Below are 19,216 nucleotides of genomic sequence, written 5' to 3'. Positions count from 1 at the left end.
TTCTATTTCCACAAATTTTCAGGATATTCTCCTGAGCTATGCATTTTCTTCAGGGCATCTATTACAATAGGCTTGTCTTCTGTGTAAGTTACCCCAAACCAGGTTTTTCCACCCTCCAACACTTCTACAGCAGCCTTTCCCTCCTGTATAAGATTGTTAGCTACCGTCGGGATAAAGAATTCAGATTTGAGATTTTCTTTGTTGGCCGGCAAAAACTCCTTCCACATCCGCTCAATATCTTGGAAAACAGCCTGATGAAAACCCCAAAAATTCATGGATACAGGAGTCCCTTCTTTAATCTCTAGCGTTTCACCCTCTCCTTTGGATACTATTTTTCCCCCGTCTCTGGCGATTGAAGTTCTTTCGACCATTCCGATCAGTTGATTAGAATCATTCATATCGCAAACTCCCCTAGAAACTGTTCCATGCTCAGAGAGAACATTTTCAATCGCATACCCAACCATAGCATGCAAGTTTGGCTGCGTCCCGGAGCTCAGGAATTTCCCGATAACTTCAAAGGCTTCCTTTCCATAAAAATCATCTGCATTGATCACAGCAAAAGGCTCAGCAATAGCATCTTTGGCACATAAAACAGCATGGGCTGTTCCATAGGGCTTAACTCTTTCCGCATTCTGAAATTCCTCAGGAACAAAACTATTCAAGGACTGAAGTACAAAATCAATTTCTATTTTACCCTCTAATTTGGGAATAAGAAGATCTTTAGCTGTTTCGAGAATTTCCTTCCTGACAATGAGCACAACCTTGCCAAAACCGGCTCTGATCGCATCATAAATGGAATATTCTAAAATTGTTTCTCCATTTGGCCCAAATCCATCAATTTGTTTATTCCCTCCATATCTGCTGCCCATTCCCGCAGCCAATACCAAAAGTGTAGGTTTAGTCATCTTGTATATCTATTATGATTTAAAGCCTCAAATTTAGCCCTTTCAGTTTTGATACAAAGGAAGCCCTCCAATTATTTCTTGATTCTTTGGAATTCCCGACAAATTTAGAAAACAAGGCACATTGAGTTCATTAATAACCCCTTTTTACAGCCAATAACTTCCATTTCGTTTAGTTTTGATAGATTTTTTATCCAATTTTTATCTTTTTTACATTTTTCTGACAAAATCAGGGTAAAAAACCAACCTAGATTACTTTTTTTTCATTTTTTGATTTAGATTAGCGCATAATTCCTATTAAACCAACCGAATCATTGATTAAAATGAAAAAAATCGAAGCAATTATTAGAACATCAAAATTCGAGGAGATCCATGAGTGTCTGCTTGGATTAGGGGTAAAATTCCTTGCCATATATGAGGTCAAGGGAATGGGGATGGAGCATCCTAAAGCCCAAACTTATCGGGGCATTGCTTATGAGCCGGCCTACATACCCCGAACCAAAATTGAAGTAGTCGTTCCGGAAAAACTGGTAGAAGGCGTAGTAGACTGCATCCTCACCAAAGGCAGAACAGGTCAAGTGGGGGACGGGAAAATATTCATCTATGAAGCTTTGTCTGCATACCGGATAAGGAACAACGACACAGGAGAAGAGGCTCTTTAAACCAAGCTTCCGTTGGATTTCCGATATCCAACAAGTGTAATCAACGCACATTTCTCATTAATCAAACCTTTCAAACCTATGAATCAAGAAATATTTACTATCAACAACCTTTGGGTGCTTGTGGCTACCATTTTGGTATTTATCATGCACTTGGGTTTTGCATCTCTGGAGGCGGGGCTTACCAGAGCAAAAAACACAGTTAACATCCTCTTTAAAAATACAATTATTCCAGCCATTGGATTACTTACCTATGCGTTTATCGGTTTCAACTTGATGTATCCAGGCGATGCGTTCATTGGTGGTTTTTTTGGATTGTCAGGTCTAGGGCTGAGCCTTCCTGAGGGTTGGGACACACCCGCCTATGATGAAGGCTTCACATTCTACACAGATTTTATTTTCCAGGCCATGTTTGCTGCTACAGCAGCCACGATCGTTTCAGGAGCTGTGGCAGAAAGAATTAAGCTGGGGCCATTCATATTCTTTTCAATACTCTACGTAGGCATTTGTTATCCAATTGTTGGGATGTGGAAATGGGGCGGAGGCTTTTTGGACAGCTTGGACACACCATTTTATGATTTTGCCGGATCTACAATAGTACACTCTGTAGGAGGATGGGGTGCTTTGGTCGGTGCTTTCCTATTAGGTCCTAGATTGGGCAAATACACCGAAAAAGGAATGAAGCCTATTCCTGGACACAGTATCCCCATGGCAACTATTGGAGTTTTCCTTTTGTGGTTCGGATGGTTCGGTTTTAATGGAGGGTCCGTCTTATCTGCTGATCCGGGAGATGTTTCCAGGGTTTTTGTGACTACTGCAATTGCAGGTGCTGCTGGAGCATTTGGGGCTTTATTCGCTTCTTACTTTAAGTTCAAAACCTATGACATCACCATGGTTCTGAATGGTATTCTTGCAGGATTGGTCGGAATTACTGCAGGTGCTGATCTCATGGGAGTCGGTGAATCAGCGATTATTGGCTTTGTAGGTGGCATCATCGTAGTATTTGGTGTAGTACTTTTCGACAAAATCAAAATTGATGATCCAGTAGGAGCTATTTCGGTCCACTTACTTGGTGGAATTTGGGGTACTTTAGCAGTAGGGCTGTTTGGCGATCTAGCCGGAATGTCCCAAGTACTTTCACAATTACTAGGCATCGCCGTAGTAGCTGCTTTCTGTTTTGCAACAAGCTGGTTGATTTTCTTCTCTTTGAAGAGAAGTATTGGAATCCGGGTAGACGAGCGGGAAGAGCTTGAAGGTCTGGACATCAACGAACACAGCATGCAGGCCTATCCGGACTTTGCCTCTAAAGATTAAATTGAAAATTAAGTCATCGAAAGGTCCTGCTTTTAGGAGTGGGACCTTTTTATTAATATGCCTTTAAACTGATGTCCATACTTTTAACCTGATGCGTAAGAGCTCCTACAGAAATAAAGTCAACGCCGCATTCCGCGACATCCTTAAGTGTGTCTTCAGTTATCCCTCCTGAAGCTTCCAATGGTACTCTGCCATCCACAATTTTTACTGCCTCTCTCATCATGTTATAATCCATGTTGTCCAGCATGATAAAGTCAGCACCGCCTGTAGCGAGTGCTTGCTCAACCTCTTCCAGATTTCTGGTCTCAATTTCTATTTTAAGATTCAGTTGATTTGCCTTCAAAAATGCTCTTGTATTATTGATAGCATTGGAAATGCCTCCAGCAAAATCCACATGGTTGTCTTTGAGCATCACCATGTCATATAAGGCAAAACGATGATTGAGTCCTCCACCCAGCACTACAGCCCACTTCTCCATTATTCTAAAGTTGGGAGTGGTTTTTCTGGTATCCATCAACTTGGCTTTGGTGTGGGCAATCATTTGATTGAGCCTATTCGTTTTCGTGGCAATACCACTCATGCGTTGCATGCAGTTTAGGACCAGTCGCTCTGTACTCAATATCGATACTGCGGACCCTTCAACAGTCAATCCCAGGTCCCCCGCTTGGACTGCATCCCCATCATTTAGCAACAAATTGACTTTTAATTCAGCATCATATTGCTCGAAGATCATCTTGGCAAGTTCAAGCCCCGCAATGATCCCAGGCTCTTTGATCAAAAGTTTGGCCTGTCCAAATTGCCCCTTCCGTAAAGCACCAAGACTTGAATAATCACCAGGTCCGACATCTTCTTCCAGTGCACGGTTGATAAATTCGCGGATTGCGTCTTTGCTGAGGTAGGGTAGATTTTTCACTCGGCAAAATTAGAAAAATAATTACAGCTTGCCTGTAAAATTTAAGCTTTGACTATATCTAAGCTGTAAATCCGGATATTTTCGTCATTCTTTTTGCCTTTGATAAAGACTCTAAACTCAGAATTATCGGATTTATAATTTCCTATATAATTAATGATCAGGTCTGTACCATTTCCTTTATGAACAATAGTAAAATCCGAAGGTGGAAACTTCTTGAAAAAATCCCTCATCACTTGTTCTGCCTGGTTTTTGGAATAATCACCTTGAATCCCTGAAATATTGATATCTATTCCATTGTCAAAAAATCTCGCCAAATCCCTACTAGACCCATACTTAAAAGTACTCACAATATCATCAATGGACTCTCTATTGTGATATTCCAAGCCCGTAACCGATATGGAGCAAACTAAGATTAAAACTGACAATATGAATAGTATTTTTTTCACGAAATCGCTAAAAAACAAATATTAAGCCAAAAATGAGAAAACAGTGATATGAGCCAAAAAGAAGCGCATTAACCAAAAAATAAGTCTGGTTGTGTTTCGCTCAGGCAAATTATTATCTCCCTAACTTTGTTCACTTGACAAAGAATAAGCATTTTTACGGCTCATTAATTTAATTTTTAAACTCAGCAAATTCCAAGAGATGAAATCAAACATGATGGACACATCAACTACAAGGATGAATATCAAGCATGCGCGATTCCATTGCCTACCCTAAAAATCTGGGGTGACCGCTGAAAATATAATTATATAGACTCATGAAAAAGAAAGTTGTACTAATGATTTTGGATGGTTGGGGATTAGCCACCAACCCTACTGTATCTGCAATAGACAAAGCAAAGACCCCATTTGTGGACAGTTTATATCAAAAATATCCACATTCAAAACTTGATGCTTCAGGTTTGGCAGTAGGCTTACCTGAAGGGCAAATGGGAAATTCAGAAGTCGGGCACATGAATATTGGTGCAGGGAGAGTGGTCTATCAAGACCTGGTAAAAGTCAACAAGGCTGTATTGGAAGGAGATCTAAACAAACATCCTGTTTTGGTTGAAGCCTTTGAATATGCCAAGACTTCCGGAAAGAAAGTACACTTTATTGGTTTGGTCTCTGACGGCGGCGTACACGCACACATAGGCCACTTGAAAGGACTTTGTGATGCAGCCAAAGCAAATGGACTAAAGGAAGCATTTATCCATGCTTTCACTGATGGAAGAGATACCGATCCTAAAGGTGGAGTTGGGTATTTGCAAGAGCTTGATGAGCACCTTTCCCATTCGGTAGGTAAAATCGCCTCCGTCATAGGAAGGTATTACGCAATGGATAGAGATAAGCGTTGGGAAAGAGTAAAACTTGCCTATGATGCATTGGTCAAAGGAGAAGGTGAAAAGTCAAAAGATGTAATCGCTTCAATAAAAAAATCTTACTCAAATGGAGTAACAGATGAGTTTATTCGTCCCATCATTCAGATGAATGGGGATAATAATCCAGTAGCAGTAATTGAAGAGGGTGATGTTGTTATCAATTTCAATTTCCGGACCGACAGGGGTAGGGAAATAACGCAAGTGCTTACCCAAATGGATTTTGAGGATTATAATATGAAAACTCTCAATCTACACTACATCACCTTCACAAGCTATGATGAGACTTTTCAGGGAGTGAAAGTTCTATTCGAAAAGGACAATCTCAACAATACTTTGGGAGAAGTACTTGAAAGAAACAACAAGAAGCAAATCCGGATTGCCGAAACAGAAAAGTACCCACACGTTACATTTTTCTTTTCAGGTGGTAGGGAAAGAGAGTTTGAAGGCGAGAGCAGAATTCTCTGCCCATCTCCTAAAGTCGCCACTTATGACCTTAAGCCTGAAATGAGTGCTTTTGAAATCGCCTCTAAAATCAACGCCGAACTGAAAAAGAAAGAAGTGGATTTTGTTTGCCTTAACTTTGCCAATGCTGATATGGTGGGGCATACTGGGGTTTTCGAAGCAGCTGTAAAAGCCTGTGAAGCTGTGGACACCTGTGCAAAACAAGTAATAGATCAAGCACTGGAAAGCGGTTACACCACTATTGTGATCGCAGACCACGGAAACAGCGACATGATGATCAATGAGGATGGTACGCCGAATACAGCGCACACCACCAACCTGGTACCTATGATCATGGTGGATGATTCCGAACAAATTCATGTTCGAGATGGTAAACTTGGGGATCTTGCTCCAACTATTTTAAAATTGATGGGCATCGAAATTCCTAAAGAAATGACAGGAGAAATATTATTAAAGTAAAAAATCAATAGCTATTTATATTCTGATTTATGAAAATGAAATATTACTTAAGCAGTTTTGTATTGCTTACCATGATATGCAGCTGTTCAAATATTTCAAAAGACGGTGAAAGAATAGAAGCTGCCTATTTTCCCATAAAGGAATTTACCGAAGTCACCGCAGAAAATCTTGAAGGTAAAAGTCTGATCAAAGAGGTAAATATAAACGGTGAAAAGCAAAAGGTTAATACCACGCCAAATAGCGAGGAGTGGCTCAAAGAACTGGATTTCTTTGTAAAGGCGGATATAAATAATCCTTCCCTTGCTCAGTCCTACCATACCGAAAGAAGTGAGATGGCTTTGATCCACAATTTGAAAGATGGAGAAAAAGGAAAAGTAAAAAGAATAGTGGTCAAGTATCTGGAAGGAAATGTTAAAGAAGTAAGTTTCAGATCCAAAACTGAAAACCCTTTTTATTCTTCAGAGACCAGAGGAGTGATGATATTTCATTCTGAATCCGGCAAATTAGACCAGTATTCCATCGAAAATCTTCAGGAGGTGGTATTTAGCAAGCCCAATAAAATGATCATTTCTGCATCCATTGTAGATTAATTCCTGCTTATTTCAAATAAAAAAAGAGGCCCTAAACAGCCTCTTTTTTTATGGAATATTTGAATTGCAAATTAGACGAAGGCGAAGAATATAAGCCAAGTAATAATCAAGACAGGCAATAAAATAGGTATTGAGAACCTGATAACATACCCGAAGAAGGAAGGCATTTTGATACCACTCTGTTCTGCGATTGATTTTACCATGAAGTTTGGTCCATTTCCAATATAAGTCATGGCTCCAAAAAACACTGCAGCTATCGAAATTGCCATCAACTCAAAAGCGGAGTCCTCATAATTATTCATGGCAAAGTTTCTGACATTTTCAATATTACTGATTTCCGCACCCTGAGATGCCATAGCGGCAGCCAGGAAGTTCAGGTAAGTTGGGGCATTGTCAAGAAAGCCTGACAAAATCCCTGTTCCCCAATAAAGGGTGTTATGCGTGATCATTTCTGCTCCCTCCGGAGATTTTGCAAAATTGCCCACGAGTTCCAAAGCAGGCATCATTGTGCCGAAAATCCCTATGAAGATAAAGGCTACTTCACGGATGGGCTCAAAGTTAAATTCATTCCCCTTGATAGCTTTCTGATCAGCAAATCTATAACTCAAATAAGCTACAGATAACATGATTATTTCCCTTAAAAAAGAGAACTTCTGACCGTCATAGCGGATAGCAGGCACCCAGTCAATGACGTTCGGGTCGAGGAAAACCGACAGGATCACTACCAATAACCAAAGGAAGTTTTTAGAACCAATCAGCTCAAACTTATTGGTATATGTAGCTTCTTCCAGTTCGTCTTCATTCGCCCTTCCAAACTTCTTATCAATGAAGAAGAAAATGACCGCTAAAATTAACAAGGCAATGATCCATGCAGGCCAGTTATATTCCAATGTCCAGAAGAAAGGCACTCCTTTCAAAAAGCCCAGGAAAAGCGGTGGATCTCCAATAGGTGTCAATGAACCGCCAATATTACTTACCATAAAAATGAAGAAAATGATATGGTAAGGTTGAATATTGCCTTTGTTAAGTCTAATAAAAGGCCTGATCAAAAGCATAGAGGCCCCTGTGGTACCGATCAAATTTGAAATTATGGCTCCAATAAGTAGTAAAGAAACGTTGGCTAATGGAGTCGCTTTTTTGTCTATTTCAATCAAAATCCCCCCTGAGGCAATATATAAAGATGCCAATAGGGCTATAAACTGCACATATTCTGCCAAAGCATGTACTGGGCCATGGACATTTTGCAGGGCAAACAAATAATAAAAGACTACTACTACGGCAAGCCCGACAGCAATTTTAGGATAATTATGGTGCCAAAAATGCTCGTAAAACAGGGGACCTGTTGCAATCATTAGCAAAAGAGCCACGAAAGGAATTACCAACCATACAGGAGCATCTTCATGATGCTCGTGGGAATCATCGTGAATATGTGCGGCAACACTTTGAATTTTATCTCGCTGTTCGGTCGTATCTACTTCCTCAGTCTGGGTTTCTGTCTGGGCTTGGCATTCTGGTTGATCCACAAAAAATGTAAATCCTATAACCATCACAAAAACAGCAAATAGCTTCTTCATTCAGTCAAAATTAAACTTTCTTCTACAACAGTTCTGGTTCAAAAAACTTGGCTGTAACACGTTTCAATGATACAATTTACAAGTTTGTTTTTGCTAAACTACTTATTTTGAATGAAAAGCACCACATAAAATAACTAAGCCGGGAGGAATTGTTTTATGACAATTCTACCCGGCTGATGATTGGTTTTATTCTTATACAAGTTGCTGAAGTGCGATTTCAAGTGAAGACTGTGCGATTTTGGTCTTACTACTGTTCTTGGAATGGGTCTTTTTCAATGCCTTCGATATGGTCTTGCTGACATCTTTAAAAATTGCATCATCCGTAACTTCCGCATTTCCAGACATTAAGTAGGCAAATACCCTGGCCATCCCACAATTGGCAATAAAATCCGGCAGCACTGACACCCTTTCATCTACCCAAACTCCTGTTGGACCAAGGAAAATTTCAGGGTCAGCAAAAGGGACGTTCGCACCACATGAGATAACTTCAAGGCCAGCATGAACCATTCTTTCAGCCTGAGCTTTGGTGATCAGCCTGGAAGATGCTGCCGGGATGAAAATCTCACTCTCCATATCCCAAACCCTTTGATTCATTTCCTCAAATGGTATTAAATTTTCAGCCACCAGCTTGTTCCCATCTCTATTTACAAACAACTCTCTGATTTCATCCAATGTAAATCCATTTTCATTGATCAGACCACCTACCCTATCAATTATAGCTACAATTTTCACTCCTTCCACAGCAAGAAAACACGCCGCTGCTGCTCCTACATTTCCCCAGCCCTGAATTACTGCTCGCTTTCCTTTGAGGTTACCTCCCCATATTTTATAATAATGCCTTACAGCTTCGGCTACACCAAAACCGGTGATCATATCTGCTACTGTATATTTTTTAGGACCATTGGGGGTATAGAGAGGGTCTTCCAATACTTTGGACACACCCTGTCTAAGTTGTCCTATCTTTCTTATTTTCTGTGGCTCAGTAGCATGAAAATGTCCATTGACAATACCTTCCTGGGGATGCCAAAGTCCATATGATTCGGTGATTGGAATCACTTCGTGAATTTCATCCACATTCAGGTCTCCGCCTGTACCATAGTAATTTTTCAAGAGCGGCATGACAGCTTTGTACCATCTTTTCAGTACATCAGCTTTCCTGGGGTCGCTGGGGTCAAAGTTTATCCCTGATTTGGCACCACCTATAGCCGGACCCGAAACAGTGAATTTTACTTCCATGGTCTTGGCTAAAGACTCCACTTCCCTTTTGTCCAGACCTTTTCTCATGCGGGTGCCACCTCCTGCAGCTCCTCCTCTCAGGGAATTGATCACCACCCAACCTTCTGCCTCAGTCTCATGGTCACTCCATTCAAAAACAATTTCAGGTTGTTTATTCTCAAACTTCTTTAAAAGATCTTTCATAAAATGTATTTGGGTTTATTCATGGAGCAAAAATAGAAATATTATGCAGTTCAAAAAGAACCGATTATCACAGACCAAATATAGTCCCTCCACAATTATCCCTAGAAGCTCCCGTCACCGAAGCCAGACAGTTCACTTCATTTCTTAGACGCAACACTCCCAAGAAACCAAAAATCAAAGCTTCCTTAAAGTTAATGATAGTTTCTCCTGCCGCTACAATCAAATATCCATCCCCCAAAGACTCCTCTAACAGGTCCATAAAAAACTTATTGAAAGCTCCACCGCCTGTGATCAAAACCGTCTTTCTGATTCCATCTTCACTCAAAAGCACATTTTTGATTTGACTTACATAATGCTCAAGCAAAGTTCGTAAGATATCCTCAGGCTTTCTCTCCTTCTTTTGGGTCAACACATCCAAATAATCCTCCAAATCTTCTCTTCCCAATGATTTGGCCCCCTCTATTTTGTAATAAGGGAATCCGTCCAACTGATTTAGCATTTTTTTAAGGACTTTGCCTTGGCTGGCAAGCAGACCATCTTTATCATAAGAATGTCCGGCTTCCTGAGCAAAATAGTTCAATAGCAAATTGAATGGGCAGATATCGAATGCAATCCTTTTGCCTGACTCCTGCATGCTGATGTTTGCTATCCCACCCAAGTTGATGCAATAATCATAATCTTCAAATAACAGTTGATCCCCTATGGGAACCAAAGGAGCCCCCTGACCGCCAAGCTGAACATCCAACATTCTGAAATCATTGATTACCGGTACACCTGCAGCCTGATGAAGTGCCCAACCATTTCCGATCTGAAGACTGATTCCTTTCTTTGGCTGATGAAAAACAGTATGTCCGTGAGAACAGACGGCATCCACTTGTAATTCTTCAGTCGTGACAAAGTCTTTGACCTGCTCTCCCATCCATAGCCCAAACTCAAGGTCCAGCTTGGCAAGCTTCAACCCATTATACAGGTGGGATTTTTGCAATTTCTTGCCTAATTTTTTTGGGAACGAAACAGTCTTCGCACTTTCAATTTTGAAGTTCCATTTATTGCCTCTTTCAAAAATGCAATAAGCCATATCAAGTCCATCACCTGAAGTTCCTGACATAAGCCCTATTACTTTATATAAGTTCTGCTCTCTCATGGGTTAAATAATGTTAAATATATGTGGTTAAAGTTAAATTTATTTTAATCAAAAAAACCCATTGACTAAAATCTGTATTTTCGCTCCGCTGGAATTGTGTATCAAAACCTCAACCCAAGACTGAACTTGACCAATTTAATAATTGACATAGGAAATACCAGGATCAAAACTGCTTTATTTCAGGAGGACAGTTTGATTGAAGAAGTTGGTTTTGAAGCTCTCAATGAGCTGATTTCTTATTCTAGCAACTTGGAATTCAGCCATGCCATCATCAGTTCGGTGAAGTATTCAGAAAATGAGCTCAAAGCATTAATTCCTTTTGGCTTTCTTTTTCTGGAAAGAAATACGCCGGTCCCTATCCAAAACCTGTATAAAAGTCCTGAGACCCTGGGAGTAGATAGAAAGGCAGCTGTGATCGGAGCAAGGACCAAAGTAAAAAAAGGACCAGTGTTGGCTATTGACCTGGGGAGTTGTATCACTTATGAAATCCTGGACGAAGGTAATAACTATCATGGGGGTGCCATTTCTCCAGGTCTGACAATGAGGTTTAAAGCAATGAACCAGCAGACAGCGCGATTGCCCTTGGTGAGCTTGGAAGCAAACACGAAGCCTAAGCTTACTGGTGATACTACAATAAGCTGTATGCAAAGTGGAGTATATTCAGGTATCCTTTTCGAGATAAAAGGATTTATCCAGGCTTATCAGGAAAAGTACCGTGATTTAAAGGTCATTATTTGTGGAGGCGATTCAAAAATTTTTGAAAGCTTAACAAAAGACCACATATTTGTAATCCCAAATTTGGTCCTGTATGGATTAAATAGAATTCTAAGCTACAATGTCAATTTCCAATAGGATAAAAATTCTGAGCATAATTTGCTCATTTTTCATAATCTCTGAAGTATTTCCCCAATCAAGTGCATCCACTTACAGTGCTTTAGGAATAGGTGATTTCAATAATTCGGGCCTCACAACCAATCGTGGCATGGGTGGTCTGGGTATTAGTTTCGGAACAGGCTGGTCGGTCAATTACATCAACCCAGCCTTATCCACCCGAAACACCATTTTCAATTTTCAGGCTGCACTTAATTATGAAAGAATAAATGTCTCCTCTGGGGAAGACTCTGAACTAGTTGATGGAGGAGGGCTTTCTTATGTACTTATGTCCCTACCTGTCAACTCAGGGAAATCCACCATAGGGTTGGGTATCAATCAAGTCACTAGCGTAAATTACAACTTGGTCGTATCAGGTCAGGTTTTAGGTACAGATTTTAATTCCCTCAATAGAGTAGAAGGGATTGGAGGTATTTCAGAAGCTTACCTTTCTTATGGATTTGTAGTTGCAAAAAATCTGAGCCTTGGGGTGCAGGGTTCTTATCTTTTTGGATCTACCATAAGAACCAACCAATTGACTTTACTTGATGAATCAGGAACCCCTATAGGAATATCCTCTGAATTGTATCAGAGATTTTCTGTAAGTGACTTTGCTTTGAAAGGGGGAGCCCATTATTATTTCAAAGCGGGTAGCAAGAATAATATTCACCTAGGTGCCATTTATCAGGCGTATGGAAATATTAATGGAAAAGAATTTGCGAAGACTGGCAATTTTGGTGAAGCTAGCAGGCCCGATTCAGATGGGAATATTATTAGTGATAATGTTGCCGGAAGTGTTTATATACCACATAACATAGGTTTTGGGGTAACTTTCGAAAAAATTAATAAATTTGTAATTGGCCTTGAGGGTCAATATCATCAATTGAGCCAATATCGGGGCTTCGATGGTGGAACTGGAGAACTGAGCGATTCGTTTAAATTAACATTAGGCGGTCAGTTGACACCTGATTTTGGTGCAGTAGACAATATTTTCAAAAGGTCTACTTACCGGTTTGGGATAGAATATCAGCAAACTCCATACATTTTGGCCAATATTCAAGTTGAGGACATTGGCATCAATTTTGGAGGCTCGGTTCCTATAAACAGTTTATCATTGACGAATTACGCCATCAAAATTGGAACCCGCGGCACAACTGAAAATGGATTGATAAGGGAGAATTACATAAACTTTAGTTTAGGTTTTTCTCTGAATGATAACACATGGTTTTACAAACGAGTATTTGAATAAATTTAACGATGATGAAAGTTAAAAGTGTATTAGCCGGGTTACTGACCATTTTAGTGGCAGGTTTCGCTCAGGCGCAAAATTGGAATTGGCCTGCTGATGAGGCAATGGAGGCAAAAGCAAGAGAGCTTAACGCTGCTTACACAGATTACATGAAATCTGAGCAGTTTGTGGAAGCCACCCAAGGCTTACATTGGTTGTTGACCAATGTGCCTGATTTGAATGAGTCCATTTACATTAATGGAGTTACCATTTACAATGGAGCTGCCAATGCCACTTCAGATGCGGCACAGAAAAGAGTTTACCAAGATTCTGTAATGACCGTATACGATCTAAGAAAAAAGCACTATGATAATGAATCCAGGTGGATTGAAAATAAAGCTTATTACGGTTATCAATACTACAGAGATGACAAAGCTAAACTTGCCGAAGCAGTAGGTGTATATGATAGAGCTTTTGAAGTTAATGGAACAATCAACCCTGCATATGCAGCAGCTTATTTTGACTTAGTCAGAAGACATTATTTATTAAATAAAGCTTATTCAGATGTAGAAGTTTTGGGAATTCATGATAAGATTTCGCAATTATTGGATGAAGCTGAAGCTCAAGGCGTGGATGTTTCTACACCGAAGTCAAATGTGGAAGCTTTGTTGGTAGCAATGGAACTCATCAATTGTGAATTTATCGATAACACATTAGGTCCAAGATTGGAAAAAGATCCACAAAATCTTCTACTGGCACAACAAATCATGAAATATTCCATTCAGTATAAGTGTTTGTCTTCTCAAACCTTCCTTACTGCGCTGGAACTTATTGACTCCGATAATCCTACATTCTCAACCTCTCAAGTAAGAGCGATGAGATATATGCAAAACAGAGAATATGACAAAGCACAGCCTGTATTGGAAAAAGCTTTGACATTGGCTGAGAATGACAAGCAAAAAGCTGAAGTTCAATTTGATCTTGCAAAAGTACATGCACAATCAGGAAGGAAGTCAGCAGCAAGAGCTTCTGCTCAGGAAGCTGCTAAATTAGACCCTGATAAAATGTCTGATGCTTACACAATGATTGGCCAATTGTACATGGGTTCTTTCAACGACTGTAAGGGCGGAGAAAGTAGAGCTAAGGATTACTCAGTATATATCGCTGCTTACAATGCTTTCCAAAGGGCAGGTAACAACGAGGGTATGAGAGATGCAAGGGCAAGATTCCCATCCAAAGAGGAGTTATTTACAGAAGGACTTCAGGCAGGTTCTACTATGAATACCGGTTGTTGGGTTGGAGAGACTGTCACCCTTGCCACACGTGATTAATTAAAAGCATAAAAATATAAATCGGAAAGGCAGTCATTCTTGGCTGCCTTTTTTTATCTAAAGGTCCTTGAAAAATATCATCTCAAATTCAATATTCCATCAATCAGCAATCTTTTGATATCTTTGCTCCATGAAGTCGAAAATAAGAATCCGGAATTTCTTAGCATTAGGGCTTTTGACAATGTTTCTTTACGGGTGTGAAGAAGAAATAGACAGCAGCTTACTGGAGCCATACCTTGGACCGATTAAAGTTGCTTTGGACATTGATTTATACCATAGCGATTCTGCAATAGTGCGGACGCATTTAAAGGCTCCAAAGCAAGTAGAATTTGATGTGGGAGACTTTGAATTTCCAGAGGGTATAGATATTACCTTTTTTGACGAAGAAGGAAACATTACCACTACAATGCGGGCTGATAAGGGTTTTTATATCAAAAAAGACAATCTATACAGAGGTGAGGGCGATGTAAGGGTTCATAATTTGGAAAAAGACCAAAAGCTTTCTTCGGAAGAGCTCTTTTGGGATCCAAATGCAAAAAAAATCTACACGGATAAATTTGTAACCATCGAAGAACGTGAAACCCTCTTCAATGGAACAGGAATGGAAGCTGATGAAAGCTTCAGCGAATACAAACTATTTAAAGTAACAAACAGCAGGACCATACTTCCCGGAGAAAACAACTAAAGTGAAAATCAGCAATATTTCCATATTGTCCCTAGCTGCTGCCACTGTCATCATTGGTACACATCAAATGATCACTGTCGGGATCATAGCATCCTATCCGATCTTTATGCTTTCAGTAGCTTTGCTTTTTTGGTATAAGTTCAGGAAAAACAAGCAAAAAGAACAAGAGGAAAATAGCAATTCCTCCAAAAAGCCTAAACAGAAAAAGAGATGATAGAAAGTCAATATCTCGTTTATGTCTTGATCACTCTTTTGTTTTCTGCGTTTTTTTCAGGGATTGAAATCGCTTTTATTTCAGCCAACAAATTACAGATCGAGCTTCAAAATAAACAGGGACTCCTTACCGGGAAAATTCTCTCAGGATTCATCCAGAAACCCGGACAATTTTTAGGCACTACATTGATAGGTAATACCATTGCTTTGGTGCTTTACGGGATCTTCATGGCCAATCTTCTGGAGCCTTGGATTAGGGGATATTTACCGGATGACATAGACAATCAGGCGACTGTCATGATTTCACAGACTGTTATTTCAACCTTGATTGTTCTGGTAACAGCCGAGTTTTTGCCTAAAAGCATCTTTATTCTGAACCCTAACAGGCTATTGGCTGCTTTTTCCCTTCCTTTTCAAGCAATCTATTTGATCATGTACCCCATTGTTTGGCTGGTGGTAGGACTCTCAAGATTCTTTATTACCAAAGTATTGGGCTTAGAGTACAATGAAGATAAACCTGTTTTTAAAGTAACTGATCTCAACAGCTTTATTCAAAACAATCTTCATCACATAGATGAAGACTCGAAATTGGAAATAGATACGAAGATATTTGACAATGCAGTAGAATTCAAAACCATCAGAGTAAGAGAATGTATGGTTCCCAGAACTGATATTGTCGCTGTGGAAATTGAAGAAAACATAGAGGATCTCAAAAAAACCTTTGCCGAAAGCGGGCATTCTAAAATAATAGTATATAAAGAATCCATAGATGACGTGATTGGATACTGTCACCAATTGGAGCTCTTCAAAAAACCCAAGAAGATAACAGACATTCTCACCAATATCATAATTGTGCCGGAATCAGCCTTGGCCAATGAACTTTTGATCCAGTTTATCAAAGAGCGAAAAAGTCTGGCCCTGGTAGTGGATGAGTTCGGTGGTACCAGTGGAATTGTGAGTATGGAAGATATTATTGAGGAGATTTTCGGAGAAATTCAGGATGAATATGACAGCGATGACCTTGTAGAGCAGAAAATTTCAGAAACGGAATTTCTAATGAGTGCCAGACATGAGATCGATTATCTCAATGAAAAGTATGGCTGGGCACTGCCATACGGGGAATTTGAAACGCTTGCGGGATTTATTCTCTCACTTACAGAAGATATACCGCAAAAAGGGCAGTCAGTCGTCTATGAATCCTTTACCTTTACAGTCGCTTCAAAGCAAGATCACAGAATAGAAACCCTTAAAATAAAAATCAATCCCAACCTTTAAGCCAATAAGTAATTTATTGACAGTGATATTATTTTGAATTTAGCACTAGATGTAATTATTTTGCGGCACTTCAAAAAACCAGTAGAATGGCATTAATTAAAAAAATCAGACAGAGAACAGGTCTTGCAATCGGCGTTATAACAGTGGGCTTGATCTTCTTCCTTGTAGGGGGAGATATCCTAAGTCCAAACTCAACCCTGCTGGGTGGAGGTTCAAACAAGGTAGGTGAGATTGCAGGTGAAAGTATTTCTTATGAAGAATACATTCAAAAAATAGAAGAAATCAAATTCCAGTTTCAGCAAAATACTGGAAGGACTCCTTCTGAAAATGAAATGAACAGTATCAGAGAGCAGGCTTGGCAGGCGCTGATCGTTGACAAGGTATTTGATACCCAGTTTGATGAATTGGGCTTGACAGTGACTGATGCCGAATTGGTAGATATGGTTCAAGGCAAAAATATCATTGCCGAACTTAGACAACAATTGACCAATCCTGAAACAGGAGAATTCGACAGAAATCAGTTGGTGGCTTTTCTTCAGTCCCTAGAAGATGCAGCTCCAGAACAAAGGGCTTTTTGGGCACAACAGGAGCGTTTGTTTGCAGATGCAAGACTGAGAGTCAAATATGATAATCTATTGTCCACTTCTGAATATGCTACCAAAGCAGAAGGAAGAATGGAGCATAAAATGGCCAATACCATTGCAGACGTTGATCACTTATTTATCCCTTTCTATGTAATCGCTGATACTGCAGTAAATGTTTCTGATAGTGAACTTAGAGATTATATCAGTAAGAATAAAGAGAAGTTTAAGGTGTCCAACGCCGCAGATTTGGAATACGTGAGCTTTTCGATCAACCCTAGCAGCGAAGATTCAGCAGCTGTCATTTCTGAGATCAGGCAGTTAACGGATGAGCTAAAAAACACAGAAACTGATTCTGTCTTTGCACTTAGAAATTCGGACGCTCAAAGACCTTTCCAAACCATCCTTCCTGGGGATGCGCTTCCAGCTTCTTTGACATCCAATGTTGATGATATTAAAGAGGGCGAAGTATATGGCCCTTTCCTTACCAACAGATCCACTTATGTGACTTACAAAATCACAAGGAAGTATGATGGAACTCCAAGAATGCGTGCCTCACATATTCTGTTTGGTACTCAAGGGTTGAGCGATGATGCAAAATCAGAAGTAAAGCAAAATGCTGAAAGTGTCCTGAAAGAAATTCAGGAGGGGTTAAACTTTGCCACTGCGGCTTCACAATATGGTCAGGATGGAACTGCTCAAAGAGGTGGTGACCTGGGCTGGTTTGCAAAAGAAGACTTTGTAGACGAGTTTGCAGATGTTTCCTTTGCTCAAAGGAATACAGGCCTGATCAATAGATTGGTAGAAACAGAATATGGCTACCATATCATCAGTGTGACGGACCTTCCTAAGACAGAGACTTACAAAATCGCCACTATAGAAAGAGAATTAATAGCCAGTGATGCTACCAGAAACGACGTGTACAGAAACGCTGACTTCTTTGCAACAAATGCGGGCAATGCCAATGAGTTCAGACAAAATGCAGAAAAAGAAGGTTACAGAATCATCCAGGCAAACAATGTGGATGCTTTTGCCCGAAACCTGAACAATCTCACAAATGCAAGAGAGGTAATCCGTTGGGCCTTCAATGATGCGTCCGAAGGAAAAGTTTCTCCGGTATTCGAATTGGACAATGCCTATGTGGTGGCTTCCTTGAAAAAAAGATATGAGGAGGGCACAGCTACGCTGGATCAAGTGAGGCCTCAAGTCTTGACGCAGGTAAGAAATGAGAAAAAAGCCAAAATGATCAAAGATCAAATCTCTGGAAAATCAACTCTTGAAGAAATGAGATCAGTATTTCCTGATGATGCATCTTTGGACAATACTCCTGATCTGAAACTTTCAGCTTCAGTACTTCCGGGAGTTGGTTTTGCACCAAGAGCAGTAGGAGCGGCATTCGGTTTAAATGAAAGTGGACAAATTAGTGAGCCTGTCCAAGAAGATGTAGGAATCATTGTTCTTAAACTTAATTCTTTAACACCTGCAACTGAAGTGGGAGACTATAGCAGCTTCCAAAGACAATTGACATTAAACTCTTCCCAAAGAACAGCATATATGATTATGATGGCTCTGGAGGACTTGGCCAATGTCAAAGATTATAGATATAAGTTTTTTTAAAAAACCATAAGTATCCTTCTAAAAACCCGTGAACAACTTCACGGGTTTTTTTATATCATGGATTTAATTTTCGCTGTATGCTGTTAAAGTTTTAAATTAGTGAAATATGAAAAACACATTTAACCGTGAAGCCTTTAAGGAAAAACTGGATGCACAGACCTCTTTTCCTTCACTTTACATGTTCAAATTCATTGTACCAAAAGGTAGAGAACAGGAAGTAGCCAAGCTTCTCCCCAACAATAAAATAGAACTGAAAGAATCTTCTAAAGGGACTTATGTTTCAGTTACAATCAAAGCCATGATGTCCAGCTCGGAGTCCATTATGGAAATTTATGAATCTGCTTCAAAAATTGAAGGAGTGATTGCACTTTAAAACCAAAAAAATCATGTGGAAAGAAGAAAACAATAAACTTTGCAGAACTTTTGAATTTAAGGATTTTCAGGAAGCCTTTGCTTTTATGTGTAGGGTTGCTTTTTTGGCGGAGGCTCAGGGCCATCACCCCAATTGGAGCAATGTATACAATAAAGTAACTATAGAGCTCACCACCCATGATGCCGGAAATACAATCACCGAAAAGGATCGTCAACTGGCCAAAGCCATCGATAAGATTTAATAT

Annotated in this window: 19 protein-coding genes; 13 read left to right on the top strand and 6 right to left on the bottom strand. The window is 39.8% G+C overall.

Going from position 1 to position 19,216, the window contains the following annotated elements; all coding sequences use genetic code 11:
* Positions 1 to 2: 2 nt before the first annotated feature.
* The gene (locus A33Q_RS19515) at positions 3 to 905 is read right to left on the bottom strand and encodes a nucleotidyltransferase family protein (RefSeq protein WP_009032988.1); all 903 of its coding nucleotides are present in this window, start codon (positions 903 to 905) and stop codon (positions 3 to 5) included.
* 320 nt (positions 906 to 1,225) lie between these two features.
* Here A33Q_RS19515 and A33Q_RS19510 point away from each other — a divergent pair, with 320 nt between their 5' ends.
* Both A33Q_RS19510 and A33Q_RS19505 read left to right on the top strand, forming a co-directional pair.
* Positions 1,226 to 1,564 (top strand): P-II family nitrogen regulator, encoded by a 339-nt coding sequence (locus A33Q_RS19510; protein WP_009032989.1) that lies wholly within the window; start codon positions 1,226 to 1,228, stop codon positions 1,562 to 1,564.
* A gap of 78 nt (positions 1,565 to 1,642) precedes the next feature.
* A complete protein-coding gene (locus A33Q_RS19505) occupies positions 1,643 to 2,875 on the top strand; it encodes an ammonium transporter (RefSeq protein WP_009032990.1) in 1,233 nt (410 codons plus the stop codon).
* A gap of 52 nt (positions 2,876 to 2,927) precedes the next feature.
* Here A33Q_RS19505 and nadC read toward each other — a convergent pair whose 3' ends face one another.
* Both nadC and A33Q_RS19495 read right to left on the bottom strand, forming a co-directional pair.
* On the bottom strand, positions 2,928 to 3,788 hold the full coding sequence (gene nadC, locus A33Q_RS19500) for a carboxylating nicotinate-nucleotide diphosphorylase (protein WP_009032991.1): 861 nt from the start codon (positions 3,786 to 3,788) through the stop codon (positions 2,928 to 2,930).
* A 41-nt stretch (positions 3,789 to 3,829) separates the two neighbouring features.
* On the bottom strand, positions 3,830 to 4,213 hold the full coding sequence (locus tag A33Q_RS19495; protein WP_235062821.1) for a DUF4783 domain-containing protein: 384 nt from the start codon (positions 4,211 to 4,213) through the stop codon (positions 3,830 to 3,832).
* A 335-nt stretch (positions 4,214 to 4,548) separates the two neighbouring features.
* Here A33Q_RS19495 and gpmI point away from each other — a divergent pair, with 335 nt between their 5' ends.
* Together gpmI and A33Q_RS19485 are read left to right on the top strand one after the other, a co-directional pair.
* On the top strand, positions 4,549 to 6,072 hold the full coding sequence (gene gpmI / locus A33Q_RS19490) for a 2,3-bisphosphoglycerate-independent phosphoglycerate mutase (RefSeq protein WP_009032993.1): 1,524 nt from the start codon (positions 4,549 to 4,551) through the stop codon (positions 6,070 to 6,072).
* A gap of 35 nt (positions 6,073 to 6,107) precedes the next feature.
* A complete protein-coding gene (locus A33Q_RS19485; RefSeq protein ID WP_040490773.1) occupies positions 6,108 to 6,662 on the top strand; it encodes a hypothetical protein in 555 nt (184 codons plus the stop codon).
* A 71-nt stretch (positions 6,663 to 6,733) separates the two neighbouring features.
* Here A33Q_RS19485 and A33Q_RS19480 read toward each other — a convergent pair whose 3' ends face one another.
* The 3 genes from A33Q_RS19480 to A33Q_RS19470 form a co-directional block, all read right to left on the bottom strand.
* Positions 6,734 to 8,236: a sodium:proton antiporter gene (locus A33Q_RS19480; protein WP_009032995.1), complete on the bottom strand. Its 1,503-nt coding sequence runs from the start codon at positions 8,234 to 8,236 to the stop codon at positions 6,734 to 6,736.
* A gap of 192 nt (positions 8,237 to 8,428) precedes the next feature.
* Positions 8,429 to 9,655 carry a Glu/Leu/Phe/Val dehydrogenase dimerization domain-containing protein gene (locus A33Q_RS19475; RefSeq protein ID WP_009032996.1) on the bottom strand — a complete coding sequence of 409 codons (1,227 nt, stop codon included), beginning with the start codon at positions 9,653 to 9,655 and terminating at the stop codon, positions 8,429 to 8,431.
* A gap of 67 nt (positions 9,656 to 9,722) precedes the next feature.
* On the bottom strand, positions 9,723 to 10,799 hold the full coding sequence (locus tag A33Q_RS19470) for an anhydro-N-acetylmuramic acid kinase (protein WP_040490723.1): 1,077 nt from the start codon (positions 10,797 to 10,799) through the stop codon (positions 9,723 to 9,725).
* A 126-nt stretch (positions 10,800 to 10,925) separates the two neighbouring features.
* Between A33Q_RS19470 and A33Q_RS19465 the strand changes: the two genes are divergently transcribed.
* The 9 genes from A33Q_RS19465 to A33Q_RS19425 all read left to right on the top strand — a co-directional run bounded on the left by A33Q_RS19465 (position 10,926) and on the right by A33Q_RS19425 (position 19,213).
* Positions 10,926 to 11,651: a type III pantothenate kinase gene (locus A33Q_RS19465; protein WP_009032998.1), complete on the top strand. Its 726-nt coding sequence runs from the start codon at positions 10,926 to 10,928 to the stop codon at positions 11,649 to 11,651.
* Positions 11,635 to 12,918, top strand: coding sequence for a hypothetical protein (locus A33Q_RS19460; RefSeq protein ID WP_009032999.1), 1,284 nt, complete (start codon positions 11,635 to 11,637; stop codon positions 12,916 to 12,918). The genes A33Q_RS19465 and A33Q_RS19460 overlap by 17 nt, the downstream gene beginning before the upstream one ends.
* Positions 12,919 to 12,929: 11 nt before the next feature.
* The gene (locus A33Q_RS19455; RefSeq protein WP_040490772.1) at positions 12,930 to 14,228 is read left to right on the top strand and encodes a tetratricopeptide repeat protein; all 1,299 of its coding nucleotides are present in this window, start codon (positions 12,930 to 12,932) and stop codon (positions 14,226 to 14,228) included.
* Positions 14,229 to 14,358: 130 nt separating this feature from the next.
* Positions 14,359 to 14,913 carry an LPS export ABC transporter periplasmic protein LptC gene (gene lptC / locus A33Q_RS19450; RefSeq protein ID WP_084328515.1) on the top strand — a complete coding sequence of 185 codons (555 nt, stop codon included), beginning with the start codon at positions 14,359 to 14,361 and terminating at the stop codon, positions 14,911 to 14,913.
* A 1-nt stretch (position 14,914) separates the two neighbouring features.
* Positions 14,915 to 15,127, top strand: coding sequence for a hypothetical protein (locus tag A33Q_RS19445; RefSeq protein ID WP_009033002.1), 213 nt, complete (start codon positions 14,915 to 14,917; stop codon positions 15,125 to 15,127).
* Positions 15,127 to 16,401, top strand: coding sequence for a hemolysin family protein (locus tag A33Q_RS19440; RefSeq protein ID WP_040490771.1), 1,275 nt, complete (start codon positions 15,127 to 15,129; stop codon positions 16,399 to 16,401). Before A33Q_RS19445 ends, A33Q_RS19440 begins: the two co-directional genes overlap by 1 nt.
* 86 nt (positions 16,402 to 16,487) lie before the next feature.
* Positions 16,488 to 18,599, top strand: coding sequence for a peptidylprolyl isomerase (locus A33Q_RS19435; protein WP_009033004.1), 2,112 nt, complete (start codon positions 16,488 to 16,490; stop codon positions 18,597 to 18,599).
* A gap of 106 nt (positions 18,600 to 18,705) precedes the next feature.
* The gene (locus A33Q_RS19430; protein ID WP_009033005.1) at positions 18,706 to 18,972 is read left to right on the top strand and encodes a DUF493 family protein; all 267 of its coding nucleotides are present in this window, start codon (positions 18,706 to 18,708) and stop codon (positions 18,970 to 18,972) included.
* Positions 18,973 to 18,985: 13 nt separating this feature from the next.
* Positions 18,986 to 19,213: a 4a-hydroxytetrahydrobiopterin dehydratase gene (locus A33Q_RS19425; protein ID WP_009033006.1), complete on the top strand. Its 228-nt coding sequence runs from the start codon at positions 18,986 to 18,988 to the stop codon at positions 19,211 to 19,213.
* Positions 19,214 to 19,216: the final 3 nt, after the last annotated feature.

The sequence above is a fragment of the Indibacter alkaliphilus LW1 genome (genome assembly GCF_000295935.2).
Classification (GTDB): Bacteria; Bacteroidota; Bacteroidia; order Cytophagales; family Cyclobacteriaceae; genus Indibacter; species Indibacter alkaliphilus.
This window is presented reverse-complemented; position numbering and strand designations above follow the sequence as displayed.